This is a genomic window from Wolbachia endosymbiont (group A) of Therophilus tumidulus (assembly GCF_964277345.1).
Taxonomy (GTDB): Bacteria; Pseudomonadota; Alphaproteobacteria; order Rickettsiales; family Anaplasmataceae; genus Wolbachia; species Wolbachia pipientis.
Map to the genome: position 1 here is coordinate 226,298 of NZ_OZ195515.1, position 22,390 is coordinate 248,687.

Genomic DNA, 22,390 nt, shown 5'->3' on the forward strand with positions numbered 1-22,390 from the left:
GCAAGTATAAGAAAATTCCTGTATAATAATTCTAGAACAGTATTTGAGAGGTTATTATGGTGGCAATTCTAAATATAACAAAAGGCAAAAATAAAGTTATTGTGTCTGGATTAGCTGGAGCTTTATCAGCTTTAATATTTTTAACAGCAATCCACATTGCCGCAAAGATAGCCATTATCGTTTCTGCTGCTGCAGTTACTTACTTATTACTTTCGCTGATTCATAAAATAAGAACTAAAGCTGAAATTACTCGTGTTTCAGGAGATAAAGTTTCAGAAGATGAAGGTGAAGAAAAAGATACCGTAAAAGAACCAAAAAGAACTGAAACTGAGCTAGAAGAAGAATTAAAAAATAAAAGAGCAGAAGAAGAAATGAAAAATGGACTTGGTGGCCCTATAAATGCGGTTGGCAAACCAATTCATGTTGAGACTATAGATGCTGAAAATAGTAATCCTGTTGATTATACAAAAACTATGGTAGTGCCTGGCAAGATTGTTCTTGGTATGCCAGATCCAGATAATGAAACTCTTACACAAAATAGCTCTAGCTTTATAAAGAATCAGATGAAACCTCTTCCTGAGCACATGGATGTGTCTGGTAATCCACTTCCTAAGCAGCCATCGAGCGACCTTACCAATGTAGGGCTTAAGTCTAAAAGCACGCAGAAACTATCTGCTGCAGACTTGCTATTACAGTGCGAAAATGTAGATAATGATGTAAGAAAAATGTTAGAACAGCCAATTACCCAAAAGGGGTTTAACGGATTAGGATTTGATAGATAGTTGTTATATTAACCTCTTCATCTTATATTGAGGATCAGATGCAATGCCGTAGACCCTATTTGGCGGAGCAATTTTGTTCTCTATACCAAAAACTATACCTTCAATTATTGCTGTAAGTACTTTTTCAAGGTTACAGTCTGCTCCAGGAACACGGTGCTCCAGGCGGCATCTTTTGGAATCGTTGCCAAAATAGGGAATTCTTATCGCAGCAGTTCTGTTATTTACTCCCCAACTAATCGTAGTTGGAGTGTGAATATCCGGATACTGAAATCTTAAATATGAATCATCATTTGGAGCAAAAAACAACATATGTTTTTTCATCATTGCACATAATCCACCAATACTATGAATCAGATAGTCACTGTACTTTTGCTCATTGATATAAAATAAGTTACCGTTATTTGAATTCACGAGATTAACATGCACATTTAATGCACTGCCTGCTCTATCCAAATAAGGCTTTGCTTTAAAAGAAACATTCCCACCTAGTTTTTGTGCTGTTTCAGTAAGTGATTGTTTTGCTAACTCAAAATGCTTAATTAAATTGTAGGAGTTCGTATAACAACCACTTTTTATCTCATACTGATGTGTAGAATTCTCCTTCTCGCAAGAAAATTCAAGAGATGCTATTTTATTTTTGATGCTATTCAGAAATAAGTATTCTTTTTCTATTCCTTCAATGTAAAACTCTAGTTCAATACCGAATACAGCATAACAACTCAAATTACTTAATATAATCATAAATTTGCTTCAGTAAATCTATATTAGGTTAGCTATATTTATATGAATACTTTACTTATTTGCCAGTAAATTTAACATCTTATTTATACATAATGTATTACTGTTTTTAATAGCATGCTTCTAATCCTCGATACAAGCGACATTTACAAATTTTTCATTTTTTTGAAATAAAAATGATTAATTTTAATGTTTTTATACCCTTTACAACCCATCAAAAAATCACCATAATTTTTAGTATGTATTAAGTAGTATTAGCTTTTCATTTTGCAGTAAGCTATTGATTATCTTATATTTTTCTAATTATTGCTTTTTTCTTGGTGTGGTATATGAACTTAACTAGCCCTAAGGTTTCTACTATGTTTTTTGATCAGATTATTACAGTAACGGATCACAATGTTACTTGGGAAAAAATCCAAAATTGTCTTTATAATCTTTATGGAGAAGCAACATATAATAGCTGGCTGAGTTCACTAAAATTTGTCAGTAGCAGAAATGGGGAAGTTCTTTTATCCGTGTCAACAAGGTTTATAAAAGAGTGGATTACAGTTCATTACATGAAAAAAATATTATCATTATGGCAAAGCGAAGATAAAAGTATACGTTCTATTGATATTCAAGTAATTGAGGAGAGGAATTCAAATTTTAATGTTATACTAAAAAACAGAGAGGAAAGTAATCATAATCTTGGTTCGCCGCTGGATCCAAGGTTCACCTTTGATAATTTTGTAGTGGGAAAGCCAAATGAATTAGCATTTACGGCGGCAAAGCGTGTGGCAGAATCTATAGATCCAATATTAGGCAGCAATCCTTTGTTTCTATATGGTGGAGTGGGACTTGGTAAAACACATCTAATGCATGCTATAGCTTGGCACATAGTCAATTCCCCATCAGCAAAAAGAAAAGTGGTGTATTTATCAGCAGAGAAATTCATGTACCAATATATTACAGCGCTGCGAAGCAAAGATATTATGTTATTTAAAGAGCAATTTAGATCAGTAGATGTATTGATGGTAGATGATGTGCAATTTATCAGTGGTAAAGATAGTACACAAGAAGAATTTTTTCACACTTTCAATGCATTGATAGACCAAAATAAACAATTGGTTATATCAGCTGATAGGTCTCCTAGTGATCTTGATGGAGTGGAAGAAAGAATAAAATCACGACTCGGTTGGGGGTTGGTGGCAGATATTAATGAAACAACTTTTGAATTAAGGCTTGGTATATTGCAGGCAAAAGTGGAGCAGATGAATATGTATGTTCCGAAAGATGTCCTAGAGTTTTTAGCAAGGAACATAAAATCTAATATAAGAGAATTAGAAGGAGCATTAAATAAGGTTACCCATACCTCATTAATTGGAAGAAGTATGACGGTAGAATCAGCTAGTGAAACCCTAATCGATCTTCTTAGGTCAAATCATAGGTCAGTCACAATAGAAGAAATACAAAAGAAAGTAGCTGAATTTTTCAATATAAAGGTTGCAGATATGCAATCCAATAGAAGGCTTCGCAGTCTTGCAAGGCCAAGACAAATAGCTATGTATTTTGCCAAAAAATTTACGCAAAAAAGCCTACCAGATATTGGGAGAAACTTTGGTGGCAGAGACCATGCTACTGTTATACATGCAGTAAAACAAGTAGAAAATTTTATAAAGACCGACTCAAAATTTGCTGATGAAATCAATCGATTAAAAAAAATGTTTAAGTAGCGTTTTTAAAATAGCTAATAACAAATCCTAAAATGAATCGACTATAGTTTTAATCCGTTTAAGTTTAAAATCTTCTGTTAGCTTCGCAGAATACATTTCCTTATTGTGTTGATTATAGAAGGTAAATTCGTGATCATCTAAATTTAGTATTGCAAAGCCAAAGCCAAAAAAGTTTCTAACCTCGTGTGCTAAGTAGTTTTTACCATTTGAATAGTCAAATTCTACATTTTGATAAACAGATTCTTGATCTTGAGCGTGTAATGATGCACCACCGTTTCCAACTATAATTTGGTCTGGAACATTATCCATTAATAAAATCTGGGCTATATGAATGTGGCCAGAAATTATGGTAGTAACATTGCTTGGAAATTTATCTCCAAAAGCTTCGATTTGTGTAAGATTACCATGGCTTTTTAATGTCAAAAATTCTTTTTTTGGAGATCTCCAAAGCGGTTTATGAGTTAAAAACCACATGGGCTTGTCAGAACTATTTTGTATCAATTTATCAAATTGCCTCTCAAAAGCATCAATTGTGCTTTGGGTTGTAAAAATATCCTCATCGGATGAAGAGTCGAAGATAAAAAATTTCATCGGTCCAGCATCTAAGGACCAACTAGAAACGAAGTTTCCACATTTTTCAGACGAAAAGGGGTATGAATCTAGATACCTGAACCATCCTTCATAAGCTCTATCACAACTCTCATGGTTTCCACGAACAAAAAGGAAAGGGGATTGTGATAAAATATCCTTTGCAGGCTCAAACCAATCAGCGTACCAAACTTCTTTATTATATCCATAAATATCGCCACACTTTTTTGTATTTCTACATTTTGTTTGTCTATAATGATAATCACCAACATGGATAATTAAATCTGGTTTATGAAGGGCGATTGAATCTAAATTTTTTTTTAAAGGCCAGCTATCTACCGAATTACATTCCTGCTGAAATAACATATTTATTCTACAGCCCGTGTCACCAATGAAAGCAATTTTATTAACCTTTTTTGGTAATATAGGAACCCGTAGATCCTCAATACTAATGTTTTTGGCACTTGTTTGTACTGTCAGTTCACAAACTGTTTCGTTATGATCACCATTGTTAATTGAGCTGCGATTCAGCATTTCTGTTTCCTCGCCATCAACATAAACAATGGGACACATGTCATTGTCCGTAATTGCGCGTATGCTTAGTTTATTTTCTGGGATAACTTGAGACCATGTGTATAATATTTGTGCATGGACGAAATGAAAGCTAGTTATAAGAGAGAGAGCTAAAAAAATAAAGATATTAGCTATATTCATTTGTATAAAAACCTAAGTTAAAAATTAGTAGTAAGGTTATCTTAAATGATTAAAATTTATAATCACAAAATTCATAATCAAATTATACAAACAATTTCTAAATTATTCTAGTATCAGATTGACACTCTAGATGAAAAATTCTAAAATGATTAAGTAATTTAAAATAATTATATAAAAACTAGAATATAGTGCGGCCGTGGTGGAATTGGTAGACACGCAGCGTTGAGGTCGCTGTGGCTCATAAGGCCTTGGAAGTTCAAGTCTTCTCGGCCGCACCAGTTTTTATCGCTGTTTAATATGGGTAAAAATGTTTATAGGAAATCAGAGTAGCAATAAGGTAGAAAGAGCTATCAGCGAAATCAGGCGCGGTCGGCCAATTGTAATATATGATGAAAGTAATTACCTATTGTTTGCTGCTGCTGAGGCTTTAGAAAGAGATTTATTTAATCAATACAAGCTTACATCAAGTAATGTATATGTTACTTTAACTTCAAGTAAGGTAAAATACATATCTCAGAATAAAGAACATAACAGCAAACGTCTGTTGGTGAATAATTTTGATGAACTGCTCTATTTAATAAACTGTTCAAAGGAAGATTGCATAAAAGAGTTGCAATGCTCAAAGACAATAGATGAATGTGCTATTGCCTTGCTTAAGTTCTCAGAATTATTGCCATACGCGTTAGTGGCTGATATGACTTTTGAGAATAACCATGAAATGCGAAATTGGTGCGAGAAAAATGACGTTATTGCACTGGACACGTCATTCATAAATAATTTTCAAGAAAATCAGGATGTATATGAAGTGTGCAAAACATCATTATTTTTAAAACAGACTCAAGAAGTAAATATCATATCTTATAGAACCGAAAGTGGTGGAAGAGAACATCATGCAATTATCATTGGCAATCCAGATAAAGATGACGAACCATTAGTGAGAATTCATTCTTCGTGCTATACGGGTGACTTGTTAGATAGCTTGTCATGCGATTGCAGAAGTCAGTTACATCAAGCAATTCAAATGATAGCTGACTCTGGAAGTGGTATTATATTGTATTTGATGCAAGATGGAAGAGGCATTGGTTTAACTAATAAGTTAAGAGCGTACAGTATGCAAAGAGGACATAATCTTGATACTGTTGATGCAAATAGAATATTGGGTTTTGAAGATGATGAAAGGAGTTTTGCTGTTGCAGCTAAAATGCTTAAGAAATTGAACATTAACAAAATCCAATTACTTACAAACAATGATAGGAAATTGTCAGAATTGGAAAGTAGTGGTATAGGAGTTACAAAGTGTCTACCACTTATTGTGGAACGTAATAAATATAACGATTCATATATGGAGACAAAGTTTGGTAAATTAGGCCATAGATTAAGAGTTTTTTAGCTTTTTTGCTGTAACTACTTTGTTAATTTGCTATGTTTATTAACATAAGTTAAGATTTTTAGGAATACTAAAATGCTAAGATTTTTTAAGCGAGAAAAAAATACTGAATCCTTAGATAAGGATATAAATTGGAATTCAAACCGCTACAGCACAGTTATTGCTCAAAGGAATATTCTACTTTTATTTGCATTAATATTATTAGCAACGATCTCTATCAGCATATTAGTCATATTTAAAATTAGCACAAGTAGCACTATTGAGCCATTTGTTATAGAAATTGACAAGAAATCAGGAATAGTGCAATTGGTTGATCCTGTCACAGTAAAACAGTATTCTGCAGATGAAGCGCTAAACGATTATTTTATTTCAGAGTATATAAAAGCAAGGGAGGTTTTTGATCCATATCATTATAATTATAACTATTATACAAAGGTGAGGTTGTTTTCCTCACCTAATGTGTATAATGAATTTAGAAATTATGTAGGATCGCAGAATATGGATGATCTTTTTAATTTATATTCAGATACCAAAAGTGAATTTAAAATTCGCTCAATTCAAAAGTTGGGTAACGATGCTCTTCAGGTGAGATTTTTTGTGGAATTTACACGGAAAGATGGAAGTTCTACGAGAAAAAATAAGATAGTTATTATGTCATATAGATATGCATCGCTTGAAATGGATGATCAGCAAAGATATATTAACCCATTAGGATTTCAAGTTATTTCATATAGAGTAGATGATGAATATGTATAGGATATTATTAGTTTTAGCTTTACTTGTAAGTGGCAATTTAAACGCATCCATTAATTATAATGAGCCTATTTCTATAGATAGTAGAATAAAGACTTTTGTGTATAGCCCTAATGAAGTATTTACGGTGGTTTTTAGTCAGGGTTACTATTCTTATATTGAATTTGCGGAAGGAGAAAAAGTTAAAAATATCGCTGTTGGTGATGCATCAAGTTGGAAAATTAATCCTTATGACAATAAATTGCTTATCATGCCATTTGAAGTTAGTAGTCGCACTAACATGATTATTACGACAACTAAAAAAAGAAATTACATTTTTGATTTAATCTCAAGGCCAAACTACGATAAATACCCGGATACTGATGCTAAGAAAGTAGATCACGATTATTCTGCTGAAAAGGATATATCTTACGTAGTACGTTTTTATTATCCTCAAGAAGAAGGTGAATTTGATGTTGATTTAGATGAGGTTTCTTTACCTACTCAAATGCAATATACTACAGACAAGCTAGAAAAAATAATACAAGAAAATGATACGAAGTACAATTATACATATATTGATGAAGGTGGTAATGCGGATATAGTTCCGATCGAGTTATTTGATGATGGTTATTTAACCTATTTAAAATTTAGAAATAATAATAAAATACCTCAGGTTTTTGTAGAAGGGGAGGATAAACCTTGTAAAAGGCTGTTATTTGATGATTATGTTATAATAAAAGGAGTACATAAAAAGCTATTTATGCGTTATGAAGATGGTGAAGTTGAAATTATAAATAGGTCACTTTAGCTGTGGTACATGCAATATGAATAAAGAAAGGCGTAACAATTCAGAAGATGAATCAGAAATAGAGAATAAGGTAGTAACAGTTGGCTCTAATCAAGGTCATAGGGCATTGATGGTCATTATTTTAGTGCTTCTGGCTGGTGGAGTGTATTATCTCTATTTTAGTCCTTCTCCTAAAGAGGGTTCAGAAGTTATTAAAAAAGAGGAAACAAAGCAAAACGTTCAAGAATTGAAAGGAAAGTTGGAACAAGTTCCAGATAATGTAATGGTTCCTGAAAGAATAATAACTGATCCCTTACCACCCTTACCTCCTCTTCCTACACCACTAATCATACCAGAAATAAAACAAATTAGAAAAGAAGAAGTGATGAAAAAAGAAGAAGAGAAACCAAAAGAAACTCCTGTGTCAAATATACCTATTTTGCCAAAGCAAAATTTTCCTTCTAGTAATGTTATGGGCAATTTACCTACCTCGTTTCCTACAATAGGGGGTGGCGGTTATCCTAGAGACAGACGTAGTGCACAGATGTTGACAATTTCAGGTGGTAGTGGAGAGAACAAGGCTGCTGATGCTATTTTATCCGACACTTCAGCACAATCGAGCAAAGCTACCAGAGTAGGAAAGCTTGGTTTAATGATTACTCAAGGTAAAATTATTGATGCTGTTCTTGAAACTGCAATAAACTCTGATCTGCAAGGAATGCTGCGTGCTATGGTGAGTAGAGATGTTTATGCAGAAACTGGTGATACAGTTTTAATACCTAAAGGCTCAAGATTGATAGGCAGTTATTCATTTGACTCGAATGTTGCTAAATCTCGTGTAAATATAAACTGGAATAGAGTGATTCTGCCACATGGAATAGATATTGCAATCTCATCACTTAGTACTGACGAGCTTGGTAGAGCAGGAATAGCAGGAATAGTTGATAACAAAATAGTAAGTGCGTTATTCTCTTCGGTGACACTTGCTGGTGTTTCGATTGGTTCTGCTGTTATAGGGCAAAAGGCTTCTAATCTTGTTGATACGCTAACTATCAGAGATGCAGTAAAGTCTATCACTGCAACCGAAATAGATTTTTCTTCTCTCCAACTCATTATTGACCCAGAAAAGAAGATATCTAGTGACAAATGGAAATTAGGCCTTGGGGCTATCGGAAGAATTCGGAGTGCCAAAAGCAGACAAGATTTACTAAAAATAATGAAAGAGGAAATAGCAAAAGCACTAGGAATTGAAGAAGACGAGGTAAATATAAGCCTGGAAATTGTAAATCAACTGTTAGAACAAATTCAAAGAAAAAGCAAGTCTGTTTATGATGAAGCAATCGGGAAATCAATCGAGGATTTTTCTAAAGATATGCGGGATGTAGTGGGCAGATATACAGATAAAAAACCAACTATTTATGTTGATCAAGGCACTGCATTGAAAGTATTTGTTAACCAAGATATAGTATTTCCTCCACAGGCAATATTAAATCAATGAAATGAACTATGCTGCACTTGATACATATTTGGAGCCATTACAAGGCATATTTCAAGAAGAAGGCGTAAATGAAATATCAATAAATAAGCCAAAGGAAGTATGGATTGAAAATCGCGGTGAAATAAGGTGTGAAAAATTAGAAGTATTCGATCTTAACCATTTGAAATCTCTTGGCAGACTGATTGCTCAAGCTACAGAACAAAAACTTAGCGAAGAAGCGCCGTTACTTTCGGCAACATTACCAAATGGTTATCGTATACAGATAGTATTTCCGCCAGCATGTGAACCTGATAAAGTAGTCATGTCGATTCGTAAGCCTTCTAGCATGCAGTTAGCACTCGATGATTACGAAAAAATGGGGGCTTTTTCTGAAACTGTTACAGAAGCAACTGATAATCCAGTTGACCGTCATTTGGATTTATTGTTAAGGCAAAAAAAAATAAAAGAGTTTTTAGAATACGCTGTAATAAGTAAGAAAAATATTATAATTAGTGGTGGAACTTCCACTGGTAAGACTACTTTTACTAATGCTACTTTGCGTGCTATTCCAGCTGAGGAAAGAATTATTACTGTTGAGGATGCAAGGGAAATCGTTTTGAACGATCATCCCAATAAAGTCCATCTAATTGCCTCTAAAGGAGGGCAGGGCAGAGCAAAAGTAACCACTCAAGATTTGATAGAAGCGTGCTTACGTTTAAGGCCAGACAGAATAATAGTTGGTGAGCTCCGTGGAGCGGAAGCTTTTAGTTTTCTCAGGGCGATAAATACTGGTCACCCTGGATCAATATCAACCCTTCATGCAGATAGTCCAACAATGGCCCTTGAGCAAATAAAATTGATGGTTATGCAGGCAAATCTTGGCATTCCTCCAGACCAAATTATACCATACATTAGAAATGTGATTGATATTGTTATTCAGCTAAAAAGAACCGGTGGGGGCAAAAGAAGCATTTCTGAGATATTATTTACTAGATCTGCGAGCGAAAATGCTTAAATTTATACATAAGTTAAGGAAGAGTAGTTTATGAGTAATGGAAATCACCTACGTAATATTCTCATAGGAGGTGTAGTAGCTTTTAGCGTACTTGAGTTTTGCTTCTATCTATCTGGTATATTGTTTGTTCTGTTTGCTGATGGTCCGGATGCTGTGGATTTTAAGGCAATTAATCCTAGTTTGACGCCTTTCCCTCAAGCTCTTTGGCCAACGATTTTTGATCATATACAATATTGTTGGCATCATCCAGAGTTATATAGCCTTGAGCTCAAAATCACATTAATTATATCTTCTGCACTGCCTATCATTGTTTTAATGATTATCTTATGGAATTTAAGAGAAAGGATAATTGAGTGGCGACCATTTAAAAAGAAGGAATCACTTCATGGAGATTCGCAGTGGGCATCAGAGAAAGACATACGAAAAGCAGGATTAAGAAGCAAAAAGGGATTATTGCTTGGTAAAGATAAAAGAGGATACTTCATTTCTGATGGGTTTCAGCATGCATTGTTATTTGCACCTACAGGTTCTGGTAAGGGTGTTGGCTTTGTAATTCCTAATTTATTATTTTGGACTGACTCGGTAATTGTACACGACATAAAATTAGAAAACTATGAAATAACAAGTGGTTGGCGAGAACGACAAGGACAAAAAGTATACGTATGGAATCCAGCGCAGCCAGATGGAATAAGTCACTGTTACAATCCATTACAATGGATTAGTGAAAAACCTGGGCAGATGGTTGACGATGTGCAGAAAATAGCTAACCTAATCATGCCTGAACAAGACTTTTGGCAGAATGAAGCAAGAAGCTTATTTGTTGGAGTGGTATTATACTTACTTGCTGCACCAGAGAAAGTTAAATCTTTTGGTGAAGTTGTGCGTACGATGCGTAGTGATGACGTGGTTTATAATCTTGCTGTTGCTCTTGATACAATGGGTAAAATACTACACCCTGTAGCATATATGAATATTGCAGCTTTTTTACAAAAAGCTGATAAAGAAAGGTCAGGTGTTGTATCAACCATGAACTCATCACTTGAATTGTGGGCAAACCCATTGATTGATACTGCAACTGCGTCAAGTGATTTTAATATTCTAGATTTTAAAAAGAAGAAAATTACAGTTTATGTTGGTTTAACTCCTGACAACTTGACTAGGCTCAGGCCTTTAATGCAGGTTTTTTACCAACAGGCAACTGAGTTTTTATGTAGAAAATTGCCATCGGATGACGAGCCTTATGGCGTATTGTTTTTAATGGATGAGTTTCCTACACTTGGAAAAATGGAGCAATTTCAAACAGGTATTGCATATTTTCGTGGTTATCGAGTTAGGTTATTCTTAATTGTTCAAGATACTGAGCAGCTCAAAGGAATATACGAAGAAGCAGGGATGAACTCCTTTTTGTCAAACTCGACTTACAGAATAACTTTTGCAGCCAATAATATTGAAACAGCTAATTTAATATCGCAACTTATAGGAAACAAAACTGTACAACAAGAATCGTTGAATAAGCCTAAATTTTTAGATTTAAATCCTGCTTCAAGGTCATTACATATCTCTGAAATACAGAGAGCATTGCTATTGCCTCAAGAAGTTATTATGTTGCCACGTGACGATCAGATAATTTTAATAGAGTCGACTTACCCAATTAAATCAAAGAAAATTTTGTACTACAGTGATACCACCTTCACAAGAAGGCTGCTCAAACAAACTCGTGTGCCTACACAAGAACCATATGACCCAAACAAAGTTCTTTCTGCCGCTGCGAGCAAAGATAAGGTTAATAACGAGGGGAATAATGTTCTTGAGGGACCTAATTCAGTTGATTATCCTGCTGAAACTAAAACCGAAGATGCAGTATATGATGAATCAGATGAATTTGCAGACGAAGATATTGATGATGAAGATATCGACGATAAGTTTGAAGATGATGACGAGGAAGATGAGGATAGGAGCGATGATGGGTTTGATGACGAAGAAGAGGAGGATGAATTTGAAGATGAGGATAAATTAAAAAATGACGAGAAGTAAGGTTAACTTTGCCTATTTTTAGCTCAGAAAAGTGCAAGTTATGCAAATAATTAGGTTTTTCATATTAAGCCATTTTTAATTAATTAGTATTAGATTAGCTATTTTAACTAGGGGAGTAATAATGATTAGTAAAAAAACATTAGCGGTTACAGCATTTGCTTTATTGTTGTCACAACAATCTTTTGCAAGTGAAACAGAAGGGTTTTACTTTGGTAGTGGGTATTACGGTCAATATTTAAATAACACAAGCGTACTAAAAACAAGCACTACAGGTATCAAAAATTTGTCTATAAATGACAGGGGTGCTCAGAACACAGAAGGTCAGTCACTAAGTGAGTATAAAGGAGATTATAATCCACCTTTTGCTGCAAATGTGGCATTTGGTTACACAGGAGAATTGGGTAACAACAGCTATAGGGCTGAATTGGAAGGGATGTATTCTTCTGTAAAAGTGGATAATATTGGTTTAACAAGTAGCCAAATAACTGTTTCATACCTAAAGGAGACTGGTGAGGATCCTAATAAAGAAACTTATCTCTATAGTGCTGCAGTTAGTCATGACCAAATTGAGAACATATCTGTAATGGCAAATGTTTATCATCATTGGAAAAGTGACCGTTTCTCTTTTTCTCCTTACGTTGGTATTGGGATCGGTGCAACAAGAATGACGATGTTTGAAAAACCGTCAATAAGACCCGCAGGTCAATTAAAAGCTGGCTTTGACTATCGCATAAACGAAGATGTAAATATGCATATCGGATATAGAGGTTTTGGTGCTATTGGTAGCGATATTAAGCTTACAGCAAAAAGGTTAGGACAAGTGGTAGACGACCCTAATAATGATAAAAAAAAGAAGCTTAATCCTAGCTCAGGTAGCAAAGTAACTGAGGAAATAAATATAGGTAATCAACTATTTCACACACACGGTATAGAGGCTGGTCTTACTTTCCATTTTGCCAGCAAAGCTTAAACATGTTGCCCTTTAAAAAATGCATAAAACCGTTCCTGTCGTCCTATGGCTTGACCATAGGATCTAGTTAAATATAGATCCAAGTAGTCACGCTACTTGGATGACTAGGTAGAGGGTACTGGGATGATATAGGATAATATGGGATGAAGGCAAAAAAACATTAGCTATGTTCTTTTCACAACAATGCATCTCTTCATTCCCGCTAAGTCATATACATATTCCTGAAAAGCTAATTCGTATGAGGGGATTATTTTGTCAATATTGCTTTGATCTTCACCTATCTCCAATATCGCAAACCCATTTTTTTTAAGGCACTTTCTCAATATTGGAAAAATGCTCAAGTAACAGCTCAAACCATCAATACCACCATCAAGGGCAATTCTTGGTTCCTTTTGCACTTCAGCTTGCAAGTCTTTCAATTTGCTTCTTTTAATATATGGAGGATTACTGATTATAAGATCGAATGAACCTCTGCACTCTGTCCACGAACTTGGAAATATTTTGGCTCTGCTGAGAAGATCATGTTTTTTTGTGTTCTGATAGGCAACTTTATATGCTTCCAAGCTTTTTTCAAAACCGACGCCAACAGCATATTCATACTCACTAAGTACGGATATCAATAAACAACCTGTGCCTGTACCAAAATCTGCAATTTTTAGTTTCTGTTTTTTGTTTGGGTAATATTTTAACACTGCTAGGATTATTGTTTCACTATCTGGCCTTGGATCTAGAACATGCTGGTTAACTATAAAATTTTTACTCCAGAATTCACGATTACCTATTATTTGCGATATTGGATATCTTTCCGCTCTTTTTTTTGTTAATTTCCAAAATAAAAGTTCTTTCTCCATCGGCACTTGATCAGCATGGTTCACAATTATAAATGATCTTTCCACTCCAAGTACGTGCTGCATGATGATTTCACAATCTAAATGTGGTGATTCAACTTTATGTGACGATAATAACTCCGATCCTTCTTGAATTAAAGTGCTGATTGTTTTCATTATTCTAAAAATATGTTTCTTTCAGCCAAAAATAGCAAGATGAGCTTCCAGTTTAGGGTAGCTGCACTAAATCCCAGTGTCAAGCACGCAGCTGTACGAACATTGCAATTTGCAGATCCAAGTAGCTTGACTACTTGGATCCAGCTAAGTTGGTGAGCATAAAAGTATAGCTAATGCGAGCTTTACGTCATACCGTCACGGTATCTCTAGATTCCGCTAACACGTAGCGGGACGACGAGGTCAGGGTGTCATCCTAGTACCTTCTCCTGTCATCCCAGTGCCCTGACTACTTGGATCCAGGAAAAAGAATGGTGTCATCCAAGTAGCCTCCCTCCCCTGTCATCCCAGTGCCCAGACACTGAGATCCAGAAAAGTTTGCTTGTAAGCAAGCAAACTAGCACAGAAAGTGGTTACAACATTTTCGATGAGATTATATGGAAAACTGGATTCCAGTGTCAAGCACTGGAATGACACCTTCCTGCCCAGTTCATGTTGCCATAAATATTAAGAAATTTACCAAGCAAAAAAAAGGCAAAAGAAGCCCTAGTCATTGTCTATTTTCAGTATTGGCGTTTTTTAAGTCTTAAACACTGCAATTTAGCTGCTTTTAAATGCAACTCACCTTAGTTTAAATATTTAAGAAATTTACTAAGCAGAAAAAAAGGCAAAAGATATCCCGTATTAGCTAGTTGTCACTCTCTAATCCTGCAAATTGGCGTACTATACTGTCTTAAACGCTTTATAAGCGCGTTTCAGCTTATATAGGTAAAAACCCAGAAATGTTGTGAAGACGTAAAGTGTGCATAGTGCAAAAAATTAAAAATAAGACGCCAATTACGTAATACTGTTGTCATTTAATCTGCACAGATTGAAGATAAATGAATACCTTCAGTACCATGATAATGGGGCTGGCGAAGGGTGTCAAGTAAGTTTTTTCGTTTCTACTGAATGACAGTTGTGGCTTGGGAGGTAGTGCAAGAAGTCTACTGATGGCTTTCAAGGCAGTTGAGCTTAATTATTAGAGTAGTAATGTTTATTTTTATATTGACTATTGAGGTTTATTATTTTATAACTAAAAACTTAGTTATTTTAATGAGCTTGAGTTTATAACATATGCCTACGATAAATCAATTAATACGTAAGGGTAGATTAGGATTGACCCATAAGAAAAAGGTACCAGCTTTGGGAGAAAGCAACCCTCAAAGGAGAGGTGTTTGCACTAAGGTGTATACTACAACTCCTAGAAAGCCTAACTCAGCACTCCGTAAAGTAGCCAGAGTAAAAATTAGTGGGTATGGTGAAGTGACGGCTTATATACCTGGTGAAGGTCATAATTTACAAGAACACTCTGTTGTTTTGATACGTGGTGGGCGGGTTAAAGATTTGCCAGGTGTGCGTTATCACATAATAAGAGGTGCCCTTGATCTGCGTGGTGTGCAAAATCGAAAGAAAGCTCGTTCAAAATATGGTGTAAAGAAATCTGGTTAAAGTTTATGGCTCGTCGGAATAAAGCAAAAAAAAGAGAAATAAGTCCTGATTCGCGTTACGGCAGTGTTTTGCTGATGCGTTTCATTAATACAATCATGAAATGTGGTAAAAAATCTACTGCAGAAAAGATTATCTATGACGCTTTGTCTTTAGCTGAAAAGAAAATAGGCGAAGGTGGGTTATCAATTTTTGAGACAGCAGTAGGAAATGTTACTCCTTCTGTAGAAGTGCGTTCTCGACGCATTGGTGGTGCAACTTATCAAGTACCTGTTGAAGTTCGACAAGATAGAGCGGTTTCTTTAGCGTTAAGGTGGATTGCTAAAGCAACTTCTGCTGCTCGAAAAAAGAGTGGAAAAACCACTGTTGATTGTTTGCAATCTGAAATACTGGATGCTTATAATAAACGCGGTGGTGCGTTTAAGATGTGCGAAGAAAAATATAAAATGGCTGAAGCTAATAAGGCATTTTCTCATCTTCGTTTTTAATGTTAGCTAATTAATTGTGATATGGAAATTGGAATATCTAAATACAGAAATATAGGGATAATGGCTCACATAGATGCTGGTAAGACTACCACAACAGAGCGTATTTTATTTTATACTGGTAAGCAAAATAGAATTGGTGAAGTGCACGATGGTGCAGCTTCTATGGATTGGATGGAGCAGGAAAAAGAGCGTGGTATTACAATCACATCTGCTGCAACAACATGTTTTTGGAATGATCATAGGGTCAATATAATAGACACTCCTGGTCACGTTGATTTCACTATTGAAGTTGAGAGATCTTTAAGGGTTTTGGATGGTGCAGTTGCTGTATTTGATGGAGTTGCTGGAGTTGAACCTCAATCTGAGACAGTGTGGCGTCAAGCTGATAAATATAGCGTTCCTCGTATCTGCTTTGTTAATAAGATGGATAGAATAGGGGCAAATTTTTATCGATGTGTTGATATGATAAAGACGAAGCTTGGTGCAGCACCTTTAGTTATTCATTTACCAATAGGGAGTGAGAAAGATTTCAAAGGTATAATTGACCTTATTTCTATGAAAGCCATTATATGGCAAGAAGAAACGTTGGGCGCTAAATTTTCTTATGAAGATATTCCTTCTGATTTGCTTGATAAGGCTCAAGAATATCGAAATCTTTTATTAGATGCTGCAGCTGAGATGGATGATGAAGCGATGAATACTTACTTTGAGTCTAATGATCTGCCAGTGGATTTACTGAAAAAATGCGTGAGAAATGGGACCATTAAAGGAAAATTTGTTCCTGTGTTATGTGGATCAGCTTTTAAAAATAAAGGCGTACAACCACTTTTAGATGGTGTGGTTGACTTTTTACCTTCTCCTATTGATGTTGATGTAATTGTTGGAATTGATCCTAAAGATTCAGAAAAGAAAATTGAGGTCAAACCTTCAGAAAAAGAGAAATTTGTTGCTCTTGCATTTAAAGTGATGACGGATAAATTTGTAGGCAGCTTGACGTTTATCCGTATTTATTCTGGTAAATTAAAGTCTAAATCTACCGTTTCAAATGCGTTAAAAAACGAAACTGAAGGGATTGGCAGAATGTTACTTATGCATGCAAATAACCGAGAAGATATAACTGAGGCTAGGGCTGGAGATATAGTTGCTTTAGTTGGGCTAAAGAAAACAACCACCGGAGATACTTTATGTTCTGTTGATTTTCCTATATTATTGGAGCGTATGGAATTTCCTGAGCCTGTTATTGAAATTGCTGTGGAACCTAAAACCACTTCAGATCAGGAAAAATTAGGTATTGCTCTAAATAGGTTGGTTGCAGAAGATCCTTCTTTGAGAATGTCAGTAAATGCGGAAAGTGGCCAGACTATATTGAAAGGCATGGGTGAGCTCCATCTTGAGATTATTGTTGATAGAATGAAGCGCGAATTTAACGTTGAGGCTAACGTCGGTGCTCCTCAGGTTGCATATCGTGAAACTATCACTAAATCTGTTGAAATTGATTACACTCATAAAAAACAATCTGGTGGAGCTGGTCAGTTTGCTAAGGTTAAAATAAAATTTGAACCTCTTGAGCCTGGTTCTGGGTTTCAATTTGAAAGTAAAATTGTAGGTGGTGCTATTCCAAAAGAGTATATTCCTGGGGTAGAAAATGGCTTGGAGTTGATAAAAGAAGGTGGTATAATTTCGGGATTTCCGTTGATTGATTTTAAGGCTACCCTTCTTGATGGTGCTTTTCATGAGGTTGATTCTAGTCCTTTAGCTTTTGAACTTGCTGCTAAAGGTGCTTTTAAAGAGATGGCAAATAAAGCTGGTCCAAAAATGCTGGAGCCTATAATGAAAGTTGAAATCATTACTCCTGAAGAATATATGGGTGATGTTATGGGTGATATAAATAGTAGAAGAGGAAATGTTGCTGATATGCTCGATTTAGGTAATAATAGTAAAATAATTACTGCTTCGGTACCTCTTGCAAATATGTTTGGTTATATCAACGTTTTGCGTTCTATGTCTCAGGGAAGGGCGCAGTATAGTATGCATTTTTCTTGTTATGAGCAAGTGCCACAATATGTGGTTGATGAGTTAAAGTTAGAGTATAATTAAGGGTAATAATTATGACAGCAGTAGTGGAAGCATTTGGAAAGCCGCATGTAAATGTGGGAACAATAGGGCATGTGGATCATGGGAAGACGACGTTAACAGCGGCGATAACGAAGCATTATGGAAATTTTGTAGCGTACGATCAGATAGATAAAGCGCCAGAAGAAAGGAAGAGGGGGATAACGATAGCAACAGCGCATGTTGAGTATCAGACGGAAAAAAGGCATTATGCACACGTTGATTGTCCTGGACACGCTGACTATGTAAAGAACATGATAGTAGGTGCAGCACAGATGGATGCGGCGATATTGGTAGTGTCGGGGGTTGATGGGCCAATGCCACAAACGAGAGAGCATATATTGCTGGCGAAGCAGGTAGGTGTTGGATATATCGTGGTGTATATAAATAAAGCTGATGTTGCTGATGCTGATATGATAGATTTAGTAGAAATGGAAGTGAGGGAATTACTGAGTAAATACGGATTTCCAGGGGATGAAGTGCCTGTGGTGGTTGGTTCAGCGCTCAAGGCGCTGGAGGATGACAGCAGCGAATATGGAAAGAAATCAATAGATAAATTGATGGAAAAGTTAGATGAATATGTAGCGGTTCCACCAAGGCCTGTGGATTTACCATTTTTATTGCCAATCGAAGATGTATTTTCGATATCGGGGCGAGGAACAGTGGTAACAGGAAGAATAGAGAAGGGAGAGATAAAGACGGGAGAAGAGATAGAGATAATAGGTCTGAAAGCGACGCAAAAGACGATATGCACAGGTGTTGAGATGTTTAAGAAGTTGCTGGATAAGGGAAGTGCAGGACTCAATGTAGGAATATTGTTAAGAGGAACAAAAAGAGAAGAAGTGGAGAGAGGGCAAGTATTAGCGAAACCGGGGACGATAACACCGCATAGAAAGTTTAAGGCGGAGGTTTATATATTAAAGAAAGAGGAAGGAGGAAGGCATACACCATTTTTTGCGAATTACCAGCCACAGTTTTATTTAAGGACAACGGATGTAACTGGGAGCATAAAATTGCTAGATGGGAAGGAGATGGTAATGCCAGGAGATAATGTGAGTGTAGAAGTAGAATTGCAAGTACCGATAGCAATGGATAAGGGATTGCGTTTTGCGATAAGAGAAGGCGGTAGAACTGTTGGTTCTGGTGTTGTTTCTGAAATTTTGGAGTGAGAGTTTGAGTTATAGGAGTGTAGCTCAATTGGTAGAGCGCTGGTCTCCAAAACCAGAGGTTGTAGGTTCAATTCCTATCGCTCCTGCATTAATGTTGTGGTGGAAATGTTAAAAAGTTTGTGTGGTTTTTTCTGTGATATAAAGCAAGAAATACGAAGAATTGCTTGGGTAAAGAAACAGGAGGTGTTGTCATCTCTATTTGTTGTAATGATTGTTATATTATGCTTTTCGATTTTCTTCTGTTTTGTGGATTTTATGTCTCTTTACGTAATTAAGGCTTTATTTGGAATTATTTATGGAATGTGAATATAAATGGTATATCATTAAAGTTGATTATGGATATGAGCAAAACATACGCGAATTGGTAAGTAATGCTGTTTATTTTAAGGAAGTGTTTATTCCTTATCAAACGGTATGTAATTCAAAGTCTGATATAAAAGAATTATGTGAAGTGTATGTATATATGCATCTGTGTGATGAAAGCAAAAATATTTTGAATCAAACGCCTGGATTCTGCAGTGGCGAATCTGGTGATTTTGAGATGATTTCAGATGATGAGATAAGTTTAAAGTGTAAAGAATTTAATAGATATAAATGGTATATCTTGAGAGTTGCTTCCAATTGTGAAGAGAAAGTGCGCCAACATATATTGGAAAATTCTATGAGATTGGGTGTTAATGATTACTTTAAGGAAGTTTTTATTCCATATGAAGAGCTAAGTGAAGTAGAGTTGAAATCTAAGAAAATTGCTACACGAAGGAAATGCTTTCCTGGTTATGTCTTTTTATACGTGAATTTATGCGATGAAGTATTGAATTTTATCAATAATATACCAAAATCTCTTAAGGTTTATGGATTTTTGAAAAACGGTAATATTCCAAAGGTGATTTTGGATGATGAGATTCACTCAATGTGTAATGCACTTTATAATGCTCAAGAGACAAAGAAGTTAGGTTATGGTTATGAAAAAGGTGAAAAAGTGAAAATTAATGATGGTCTTTTTCAAAATTTTACTGGTAAGGTAAATATGGTAAACGATGAGAAAAAAATTATTAATGTGGAAGTATCGATTTTAGGTAAGCCGACAATAATAGAGCTTGATCTGGCTCAAGTAGAGAAAATAGAGGATTAATTATGAGTGTTATAGTTGCTAAGATTAACTTACTTATGGAAGCTGGGAAAGCAGTTCCAGGACCGAAAATTGCTTCAGTACTTGGTCCACGTGGTATACCTGTTCCTAAGTTTTGTGAAGCTTTTAATAAAGTTACTAGTGCTGCTAACGCTAATTATAAAGTAGGCGATTTAGTAACAGTGCGAATTTCCATAAAGGATGATCGCTCTCATGATTTTACTGTCAGCGGTCCGCCTGTGGCTTATTTACTTAAGCAGGAGGCTAAATTAAGTAAAAGTTCTGGTAATCCTGGTAAAGAATTAGTGGCTAAATTACCTATGTCTGCTATAATTAAAGTAGCAAAGTGCAAGATGGTTGATATGAAAGTGGATAATGAAGATTCAGCAGTGAAAATGGTTGTAGGCACTGCAAAATCTATGGGTATAGAAGTTGTGGAAGGTTAGGTAAATGAATACATATAATGATAATCCTAAGCAGTGTTTGAAGAAGATTGTTGAGTCTGCTTCAGCAAAATTTAATGAATCAGTTGATATTGCGGTCAATTTAGGCGTAGATTCACGTAAATCTGAAGAGCAGGTGCGTGGTACAGTAGTTTTGCCTAAAGGTATCGGGAAGAATATTAAAGTAGCTGTTTTCGCTCAAGATAAACATTTATTAGAAGCTGAAAAAGCTGGTGCTGATATTGCAGGAGGAGAGGATTTAGTTGAAGAAATAAAAAAAGGTAGAAAGTTAGATGTTGATTGGTGCATTACTACTCCTGATTTTATGGCAAAAATCACTCCTATTGCAAAAGTATTGGGTGCTAAAGGGCTGATGCCTAACCCTAAATTTGGTACTGTGACTTCTAACATTGCAGAAGCTATTAAAACCATTAAGTCTGGTCAGGTAAAATTTAGAACAGATAAAAATGGTGTTATTCATGGTAAATTAGGAAATATTAAATTTGATATTGATGACTTGCTAGAAAATTTAAAAGCCTTTCTTAAAGTAATTAAAGATAATAAACCTATTTCTGCGAAAGGAATTTACTTTAAGGGTGTTTTTTTAAATTCAACTATGGGTAAAGCTTATAAGATAGGCAAAGTGGAAGATATAATTTAAGGGAGTGATACCGTGAAGCGTAAAGATAAGGATGAATTTATACAGAGCACAATAAACGTATTTGTAAATAATGATTTCTTGATATTAGTAAATTTTAAATCTATAAATGCTAATGATTCATTAACTCTGAGGAATAGTCTGAAGTCTATAGCAGGTGGGGTATTAGTAGTTAAAAACACTCTAGCGCGCTTGGCTTTGGAAAGGACTGGTAAATTCTCTTATTTATCAGGCAAATTTTCCGGTCCTGTTGCTATTATATACTCTAGTGGCATAGTAGAAGCTGCAAAATTAATAGTTGATTTTACTAATGCTAACAAAGAAAAAATGTCTGTGATTTGCGCAGCTCATTTAAATGAATTGTTAACAGTGGAAGATGTTAATAAACTGGCTAAGTTGCCTTCTCTGGATGAATTGCGTGTTAAAATTATGCGTTTAATATCTTATGATATTCCTGCTCGGTTAGCGTTGTCTATTAATTCATCTTCTATGAGGCTTATGAGAGTTTTGGATTATTATAGTTCTAAAAAATAAATTTGTTGTTAAGTAAGGTGGTAATTATGAGTAATGTAACAAGTGATTTGGTTGATAAAATATTATCTTTAAACCTATTAGAGGCTTCTGAACTTGTAAAAGTTTTAGAAGAGAAAATAGGGTTGCCTGCTGGTTCTTTTCTTGGTGGAGCTGTTGGTGCTGGGGCGCCTATTGGTGATAATGCTGCTGCTCCTGCTGCTCAAGAAAAAGCTGAGTATAAAGTTGTGATTAAAGAAATTGATGCGAGTAAAAAAATAGGAGTTATTAAAGCTGTGAGAGAGGTTAATTCTACATTGGGTTTAAAAGAAGCAAAAGAGTTGGTTGAATCTTTACCTAAAGATTTGACTGCTAATGTTCCTAAAGACGAAGCAGAAAAAATCAAGCAAAAACTTATTGAAGCAGGAGCAACTAAAGTGGAGCTTGAATAAT

Annotated in this window: 22 protein-coding genes and 2 tRNA genes; 21 read left to right on the plus strand and 3 right to left on the minus strand. The window is 35.3% G+C overall.

The window, feature by feature from the left end; translation table 11 throughout:
- The first annotated feature begins 56 nt into the window (after positions 1-56).
- Positions 57-782: a hypothetical protein gene (locus ACICQD_RS01200; RefSeq protein WP_395461486.1), complete on the plus strand. Its 726-nt coding sequence runs from the start codon at positions 57-59 to the stop codon at positions 780-782.
- 3 nt (positions 783-785) lie between these two features.
- Here the strand turns inward: ACICQD_RS01200 and ACICQD_RS01205 are convergent, their stop codons facing one another.
- Complete coding sequence (locus ACICQD_RS01205; RefSeq protein WP_264329618.1) at positions 786-1,523, minus strand: glutamine synthetase; 738 nt, start codon at positions 1,521-1,523, stop codon at positions 786-788.
- Between the two features lie 326 nt (positions 1,524-1,849).
- Between ACICQD_RS01205 and dnaA the strand changes: the two genes are divergently transcribed.
- Positions 1,850-3,232 (plus strand): chromosomal replication initiator protein DnaA, encoded by a 1,383-nt coding sequence (gene dnaA / locus ACICQD_RS01210; protein WP_010962298.1) that lies wholly within the window; start codon positions 1,850-1,852, stop codon positions 3,230-3,232.
- A 27-nt stretch (positions 3,233-3,259) separates the two neighbouring features.
- Here dnaA and ACICQD_RS01215 read toward each other — a convergent pair whose 3' ends face one another.
- The gene (locus tag ACICQD_RS01215; protein ID WP_395461487.1) at positions 3,260-4,534 is read right to left on the minus strand and encodes a metallophosphoesterase; all 1,275 of its coding nucleotides are present in this window, start codon (positions 4,532-4,534) and stop codon (positions 3,260-3,262) included.
- 190 nt (positions 4,535-4,724) lie between these two features.
- Here ACICQD_RS01215 and ACICQD_RS01220 point away from each other — a divergent pair.
- From ACICQD_RS01220 to ACICQD_RS01255, 8 genes are all read left to right on the plus strand, one after another.
- Positions 4,725-4,812: transfer RNA gene (locus ACICQD_RS01220), tRNA-Leu, on the plus strand.
- A 29-nt stretch (positions 4,813-4,841) separates the two neighbouring features.
- The gene (locus ACICQD_RS01225; protein ID WP_010082649.1) at positions 4,842-5,924 is read left to right on the plus strand and encodes a GTP cyclohydrolase II; all 1,083 of its coding nucleotides are present in this window, start codon (positions 4,842-4,844) and stop codon (positions 5,922-5,924) included.
- 72 nt (positions 5,925-5,996) lie between these two features.
- Positions 5,997-6,677: a virB8 family protein gene (locus ACICQD_RS01230; RefSeq protein ID WP_151807683.1), complete on the plus strand. Its 681-nt coding sequence runs from the start codon at positions 5,997-5,999 to the stop codon at positions 6,675-6,677.
- A complete protein-coding gene (virB9, locus tag ACICQD_RS01235) occupies positions 6,664-7,464 on the plus strand; it encodes a P-type conjugative transfer protein VirB9 (protein WP_174515708.1) in 801 nt (266 codons plus the stop codon). The genes ACICQD_RS01230 and virB9 overlap by 14 nt, the downstream gene beginning before the upstream one ends.
- A 16-nt stretch (positions 7,465-7,480) precedes the next feature.
- Positions 7,481-8,941 (plus strand): TrbI/VirB10 family protein, encoded by a 1,461-nt coding sequence (locus ACICQD_RS01240; RefSeq protein WP_174515709.1) that lies wholly within the window; start codon positions 7,481-7,483, stop codon positions 8,939-8,941.
- 1 nt (position 8,942) lies between these two features.
- Positions 8,943-9,935 carry a P-type DNA transfer ATPase VirB11 gene (gene virB11 / locus ACICQD_RS01245; RefSeq protein ID WP_065094644.1) on the plus strand — a complete coding sequence of 331 codons (993 nt, stop codon included), beginning with the start codon at positions 8,943-8,945 and terminating at the stop codon, positions 9,933-9,935.
- 30 nt (positions 9,936-9,965) lie between these two features.
- A complete protein-coding gene (locus ACICQD_RS01250; protein WP_077188467.1) occupies positions 9,966-11,969 on the plus strand; it encodes a type IV secretory system conjugative DNA transfer family protein in 2,004 nt (667 codons plus the stop codon).
- Between the two features lie 121 nt (positions 11,970-12,090).
- The gene (locus ACICQD_RS01255) at positions 12,091-12,939 is read left to right on the plus strand and encodes a P44/Msp2 family outer membrane protein (RefSeq protein WP_253303626.1); all 849 of its coding nucleotides are present in this window, start codon (positions 12,091-12,093) and stop codon (positions 12,937-12,939) included.
- 164 nt (positions 12,940-13,103) lie between these two features.
- Here the strand turns inward: ACICQD_RS01255 and prmC are convergent, their stop codons facing one another.
- A complete protein-coding gene (prmC, locus tag ACICQD_RS01260; protein ID WP_010962305.1) occupies positions 13,104-13,943 on the minus strand; it encodes a peptide chain release factor N(5)-glutamine methyltransferase in 840 nt (279 codons plus the stop codon).
- A 1,113-nt stretch (positions 13,944-15,056) separates the two neighbouring features.
- Here prmC and rpsL point away from each other — a divergent pair.
- The 11 genes from rpsL to rplL all read left to right on the plus strand — a co-directional run bounded on the left by rpsL (position 15,057) and on the right by rplL (position 22,389).
- Positions 15,057-15,431 (plus strand): 30S ribosomal protein S12, encoded by a 375-nt coding sequence (gene rpsL / locus ACICQD_RS01265; RefSeq protein ID WP_006279787.1) that lies wholly within the window; start codon positions 15,057-15,059, stop codon positions 15,429-15,431.
- 5 nt (positions 15,432-15,436) lie between these two features.
- Positions 15,437-15,916: a 30S ribosomal protein S7 gene (rpsG, locus tag ACICQD_RS01270; protein ID WP_395461488.1), complete on the plus strand. Its 480-nt coding sequence runs from the start codon at positions 15,437-15,439 to the stop codon at positions 15,914-15,916.
- Between the two features lie 21 nt (positions 15,917-15,937).
- The gene (gene fusA, locus ACICQD_RS01275) at positions 15,938-18,013 is read left to right on the plus strand and encodes an elongation factor G (protein WP_010962308.1); all 2,076 of its coding nucleotides are present in this window, start codon (positions 15,938-15,940) and stop codon (positions 18,011-18,013) included.
- Between the two features lie 11 nt (positions 18,014-18,024).
- Positions 18,025-19,197, plus strand: a complete 1,173-nt coding sequence (gene tuf / locus ACICQD_RS01280) for an elongation factor Tu (RefSeq protein ID WP_010962309.1) — start codon at positions 18,025-18,027, stop codon at positions 19,195-19,197.
- 13 nt (positions 19,198-19,210) lie between these two features.
- A tRNA-Trp gene (locus tag ACICQD_RS01285) sits at positions 19,211-19,283 on the plus strand.
- A gap of 19 nt (positions 19,284-19,302) precedes the next feature.
- Positions 19,303-19,503, plus strand: a complete 201-nt coding sequence (gene secE / locus ACICQD_RS01290; protein ID WP_022626186.1) for a preprotein translocase subunit SecE — start codon at positions 19,303-19,305, stop codon at positions 19,501-19,503.
- A complete protein-coding gene (nusG, locus tag ACICQD_RS01295; RefSeq protein ID WP_070356705.1) occupies positions 19,493-20,329 on the plus strand; it encodes a transcription termination/antitermination protein NusG in 837 nt (278 codons plus the stop codon). The genes secE and nusG overlap by 11 nt, the downstream gene beginning before the upstream one ends.
- 2 nt (positions 20,330-20,331) lie before the next feature.
- A complete protein-coding gene (locus tag ACICQD_RS01300; RefSeq protein WP_006279541.1) occupies positions 20,332-20,772 on the plus strand; it encodes a 50S ribosomal protein L11 in 441 nt (146 codons plus the stop codon).
- Between the two features lie 4 nt (positions 20,773-20,776).
- On the plus strand, positions 20,777-21,430 hold the full coding sequence (rplA, locus tag ACICQD_RS01305) for a 50S ribosomal protein L1 (protein ID WP_065094732.1): 654 nt from the start codon (positions 20,777-20,779) through the stop codon (positions 21,428-21,430).
- Positions 21,431-21,442: 12 nt separating this feature from the next.
- Entirely contained in the window at positions 21,443-21,961 is a 519-nt protein-coding gene (gene rplJ, locus ACICQD_RS01310; RefSeq protein WP_006279539.1) for a 50S ribosomal protein L10, read from the plus strand.
- A 26-nt stretch (positions 21,962-21,987) separates the two neighbouring features.
- Entirely contained in the window at positions 21,988-22,389 is a 402-nt protein-coding gene (gene rplL, locus ACICQD_RS01315) for a 50S ribosomal protein L7/L12 (protein WP_007551887.1), read from the plus strand.
- Position 22,390: the final 1 nt, after the last annotated feature.

Bases quoted from the DNA above. Each gene is read 5' to 3' on its own strand.
- fusA (WP_010962308.1), top strand. From the start codon at position 15,938: ATGGAAATTGGAATATCTAAATACAGAAATATAGGGATAATGGCTCAC.
- virB9 (WP_174515708.1), top strand. From the start codon at position 6,664: ATGAATATGTATAGGATATTATTAGTTTTAGCTTTACTTGTAAGTGGC.
- ACICQD_RS01250 (WP_077188467.1), top strand. From the start codon at position 9,966: ATGAGTAATGGAAATCACCTACGTAATATTCTCATAGGAGGTGTAGTA.
- ACICQD_RS01215 (WP_395461487.1), bottom strand. From the start codon at position 4,534: ATGAATATAGCTAATATCTTTATTTTTTTAGCTCTCTCTCTTATAACT.
- tuf (WP_010962309.1), top strand. From the start codon at position 18,025: ATGACAGCAGTAGTGGAAGCATTTGGAAAGCCGCATGTAAATGTGGGA.
- rpsG (WP_395461488.1), top strand. From the start codon at position 15,437: ATGGCTCGTCGGAATAAAGCAAAAAAAAGAGAAATAAGTCCTGATTCG.
- virB11 (WP_065094644.1), top strand. From the start codon at position 8,943: ATGAACTATGCTGCACTTGATACATATTTGGAGCCATTACAAGGCATA.
- ACICQD_RS01225 (WP_010082649.1), top strand. From the start codon at position 4,842: ATGTTTATAGGAAATCAGAGTAGCAATAAGGTAGAAAGAGCTATCAGC.
- rplA (WP_065094732.1), top strand. From the start codon at position 20,777: ATGAATACATATAATGATAATCCTAAGCAGTGTTTGAAGAAGATTGTT.
- nusG (WP_070356705.1), top strand. From the start codon at position 19,493: ATGGAATGTGAATATAAATGGTATATCATTAAAGTTGATTATGGATAT.
- rpsL (WP_006279787.1), top strand. From the start codon at position 15,057: ATGCCTACGATAAATCAATTAATACGTAAGGGTAGATTAGGATTGACC.
- ACICQD_RS01205 (WP_264329618.1), bottom strand. From the start codon at position 1,523: ATGATTATATTAAGTAATTTGAGTTGTTATGCTGTATTCGGTATTGAA.
- ACICQD_RS01300 (WP_006279541.1), top strand. From the start codon at position 20,332: ATGAGTGTTATAGTTGCTAAGATTAACTTACTTATGGAAGCTGGGAAA.
- prmC (WP_010962305.1), bottom strand. From the start codon at position 13,943: ATGAAAACAATCAGCACTTTAATTCAAGAAGGATCGGAGTTATTATCG.
- ACICQD_RS01255 (WP_253303626.1), top strand. From the start codon at position 12,091: ATGATTAGTAAAAAAACATTAGCGGTTACAGCATTTGCTTTATTGTTG.
- dnaA (WP_010962298.1), top strand. From the start codon at position 1,850: ATGAACTTAACTAGCCCTAAGGTTTCTACTATGTTTTTTGATCAGATT.
- ACICQD_RS01230 (WP_151807683.1), top strand. From the start codon at position 5,997: ATGCTAAGATTTTTTAAGCGAGAAAAAAATACTGAATCCTTAGATAAG.
- ACICQD_RS01200 (WP_395461486.1), top strand. From the start codon at position 57: ATGGTGGCAATTCTAAATATAACAAAAGGCAAAAATAAAGTTATTGTG.
- rplL (WP_007551887.1), top strand. From the start codon at position 21,988: ATGAGTAATGTAACAAGTGATTTGGTTGATAAAATATTATCTTTAAAC.
- secE (WP_022626186.1), top strand. From the start codon at position 19,303: ATGTTAAAAAGTTTGTGTGGTTTTTTCTGTGATATAAAGCAAGAAATA.
- ACICQD_RS01240 (WP_174515709.1), top strand. From the start codon at position 7,481: ATGAATAAAGAAAGGCGTAACAATTCAGAAGATGAATCAGAAATAGAG.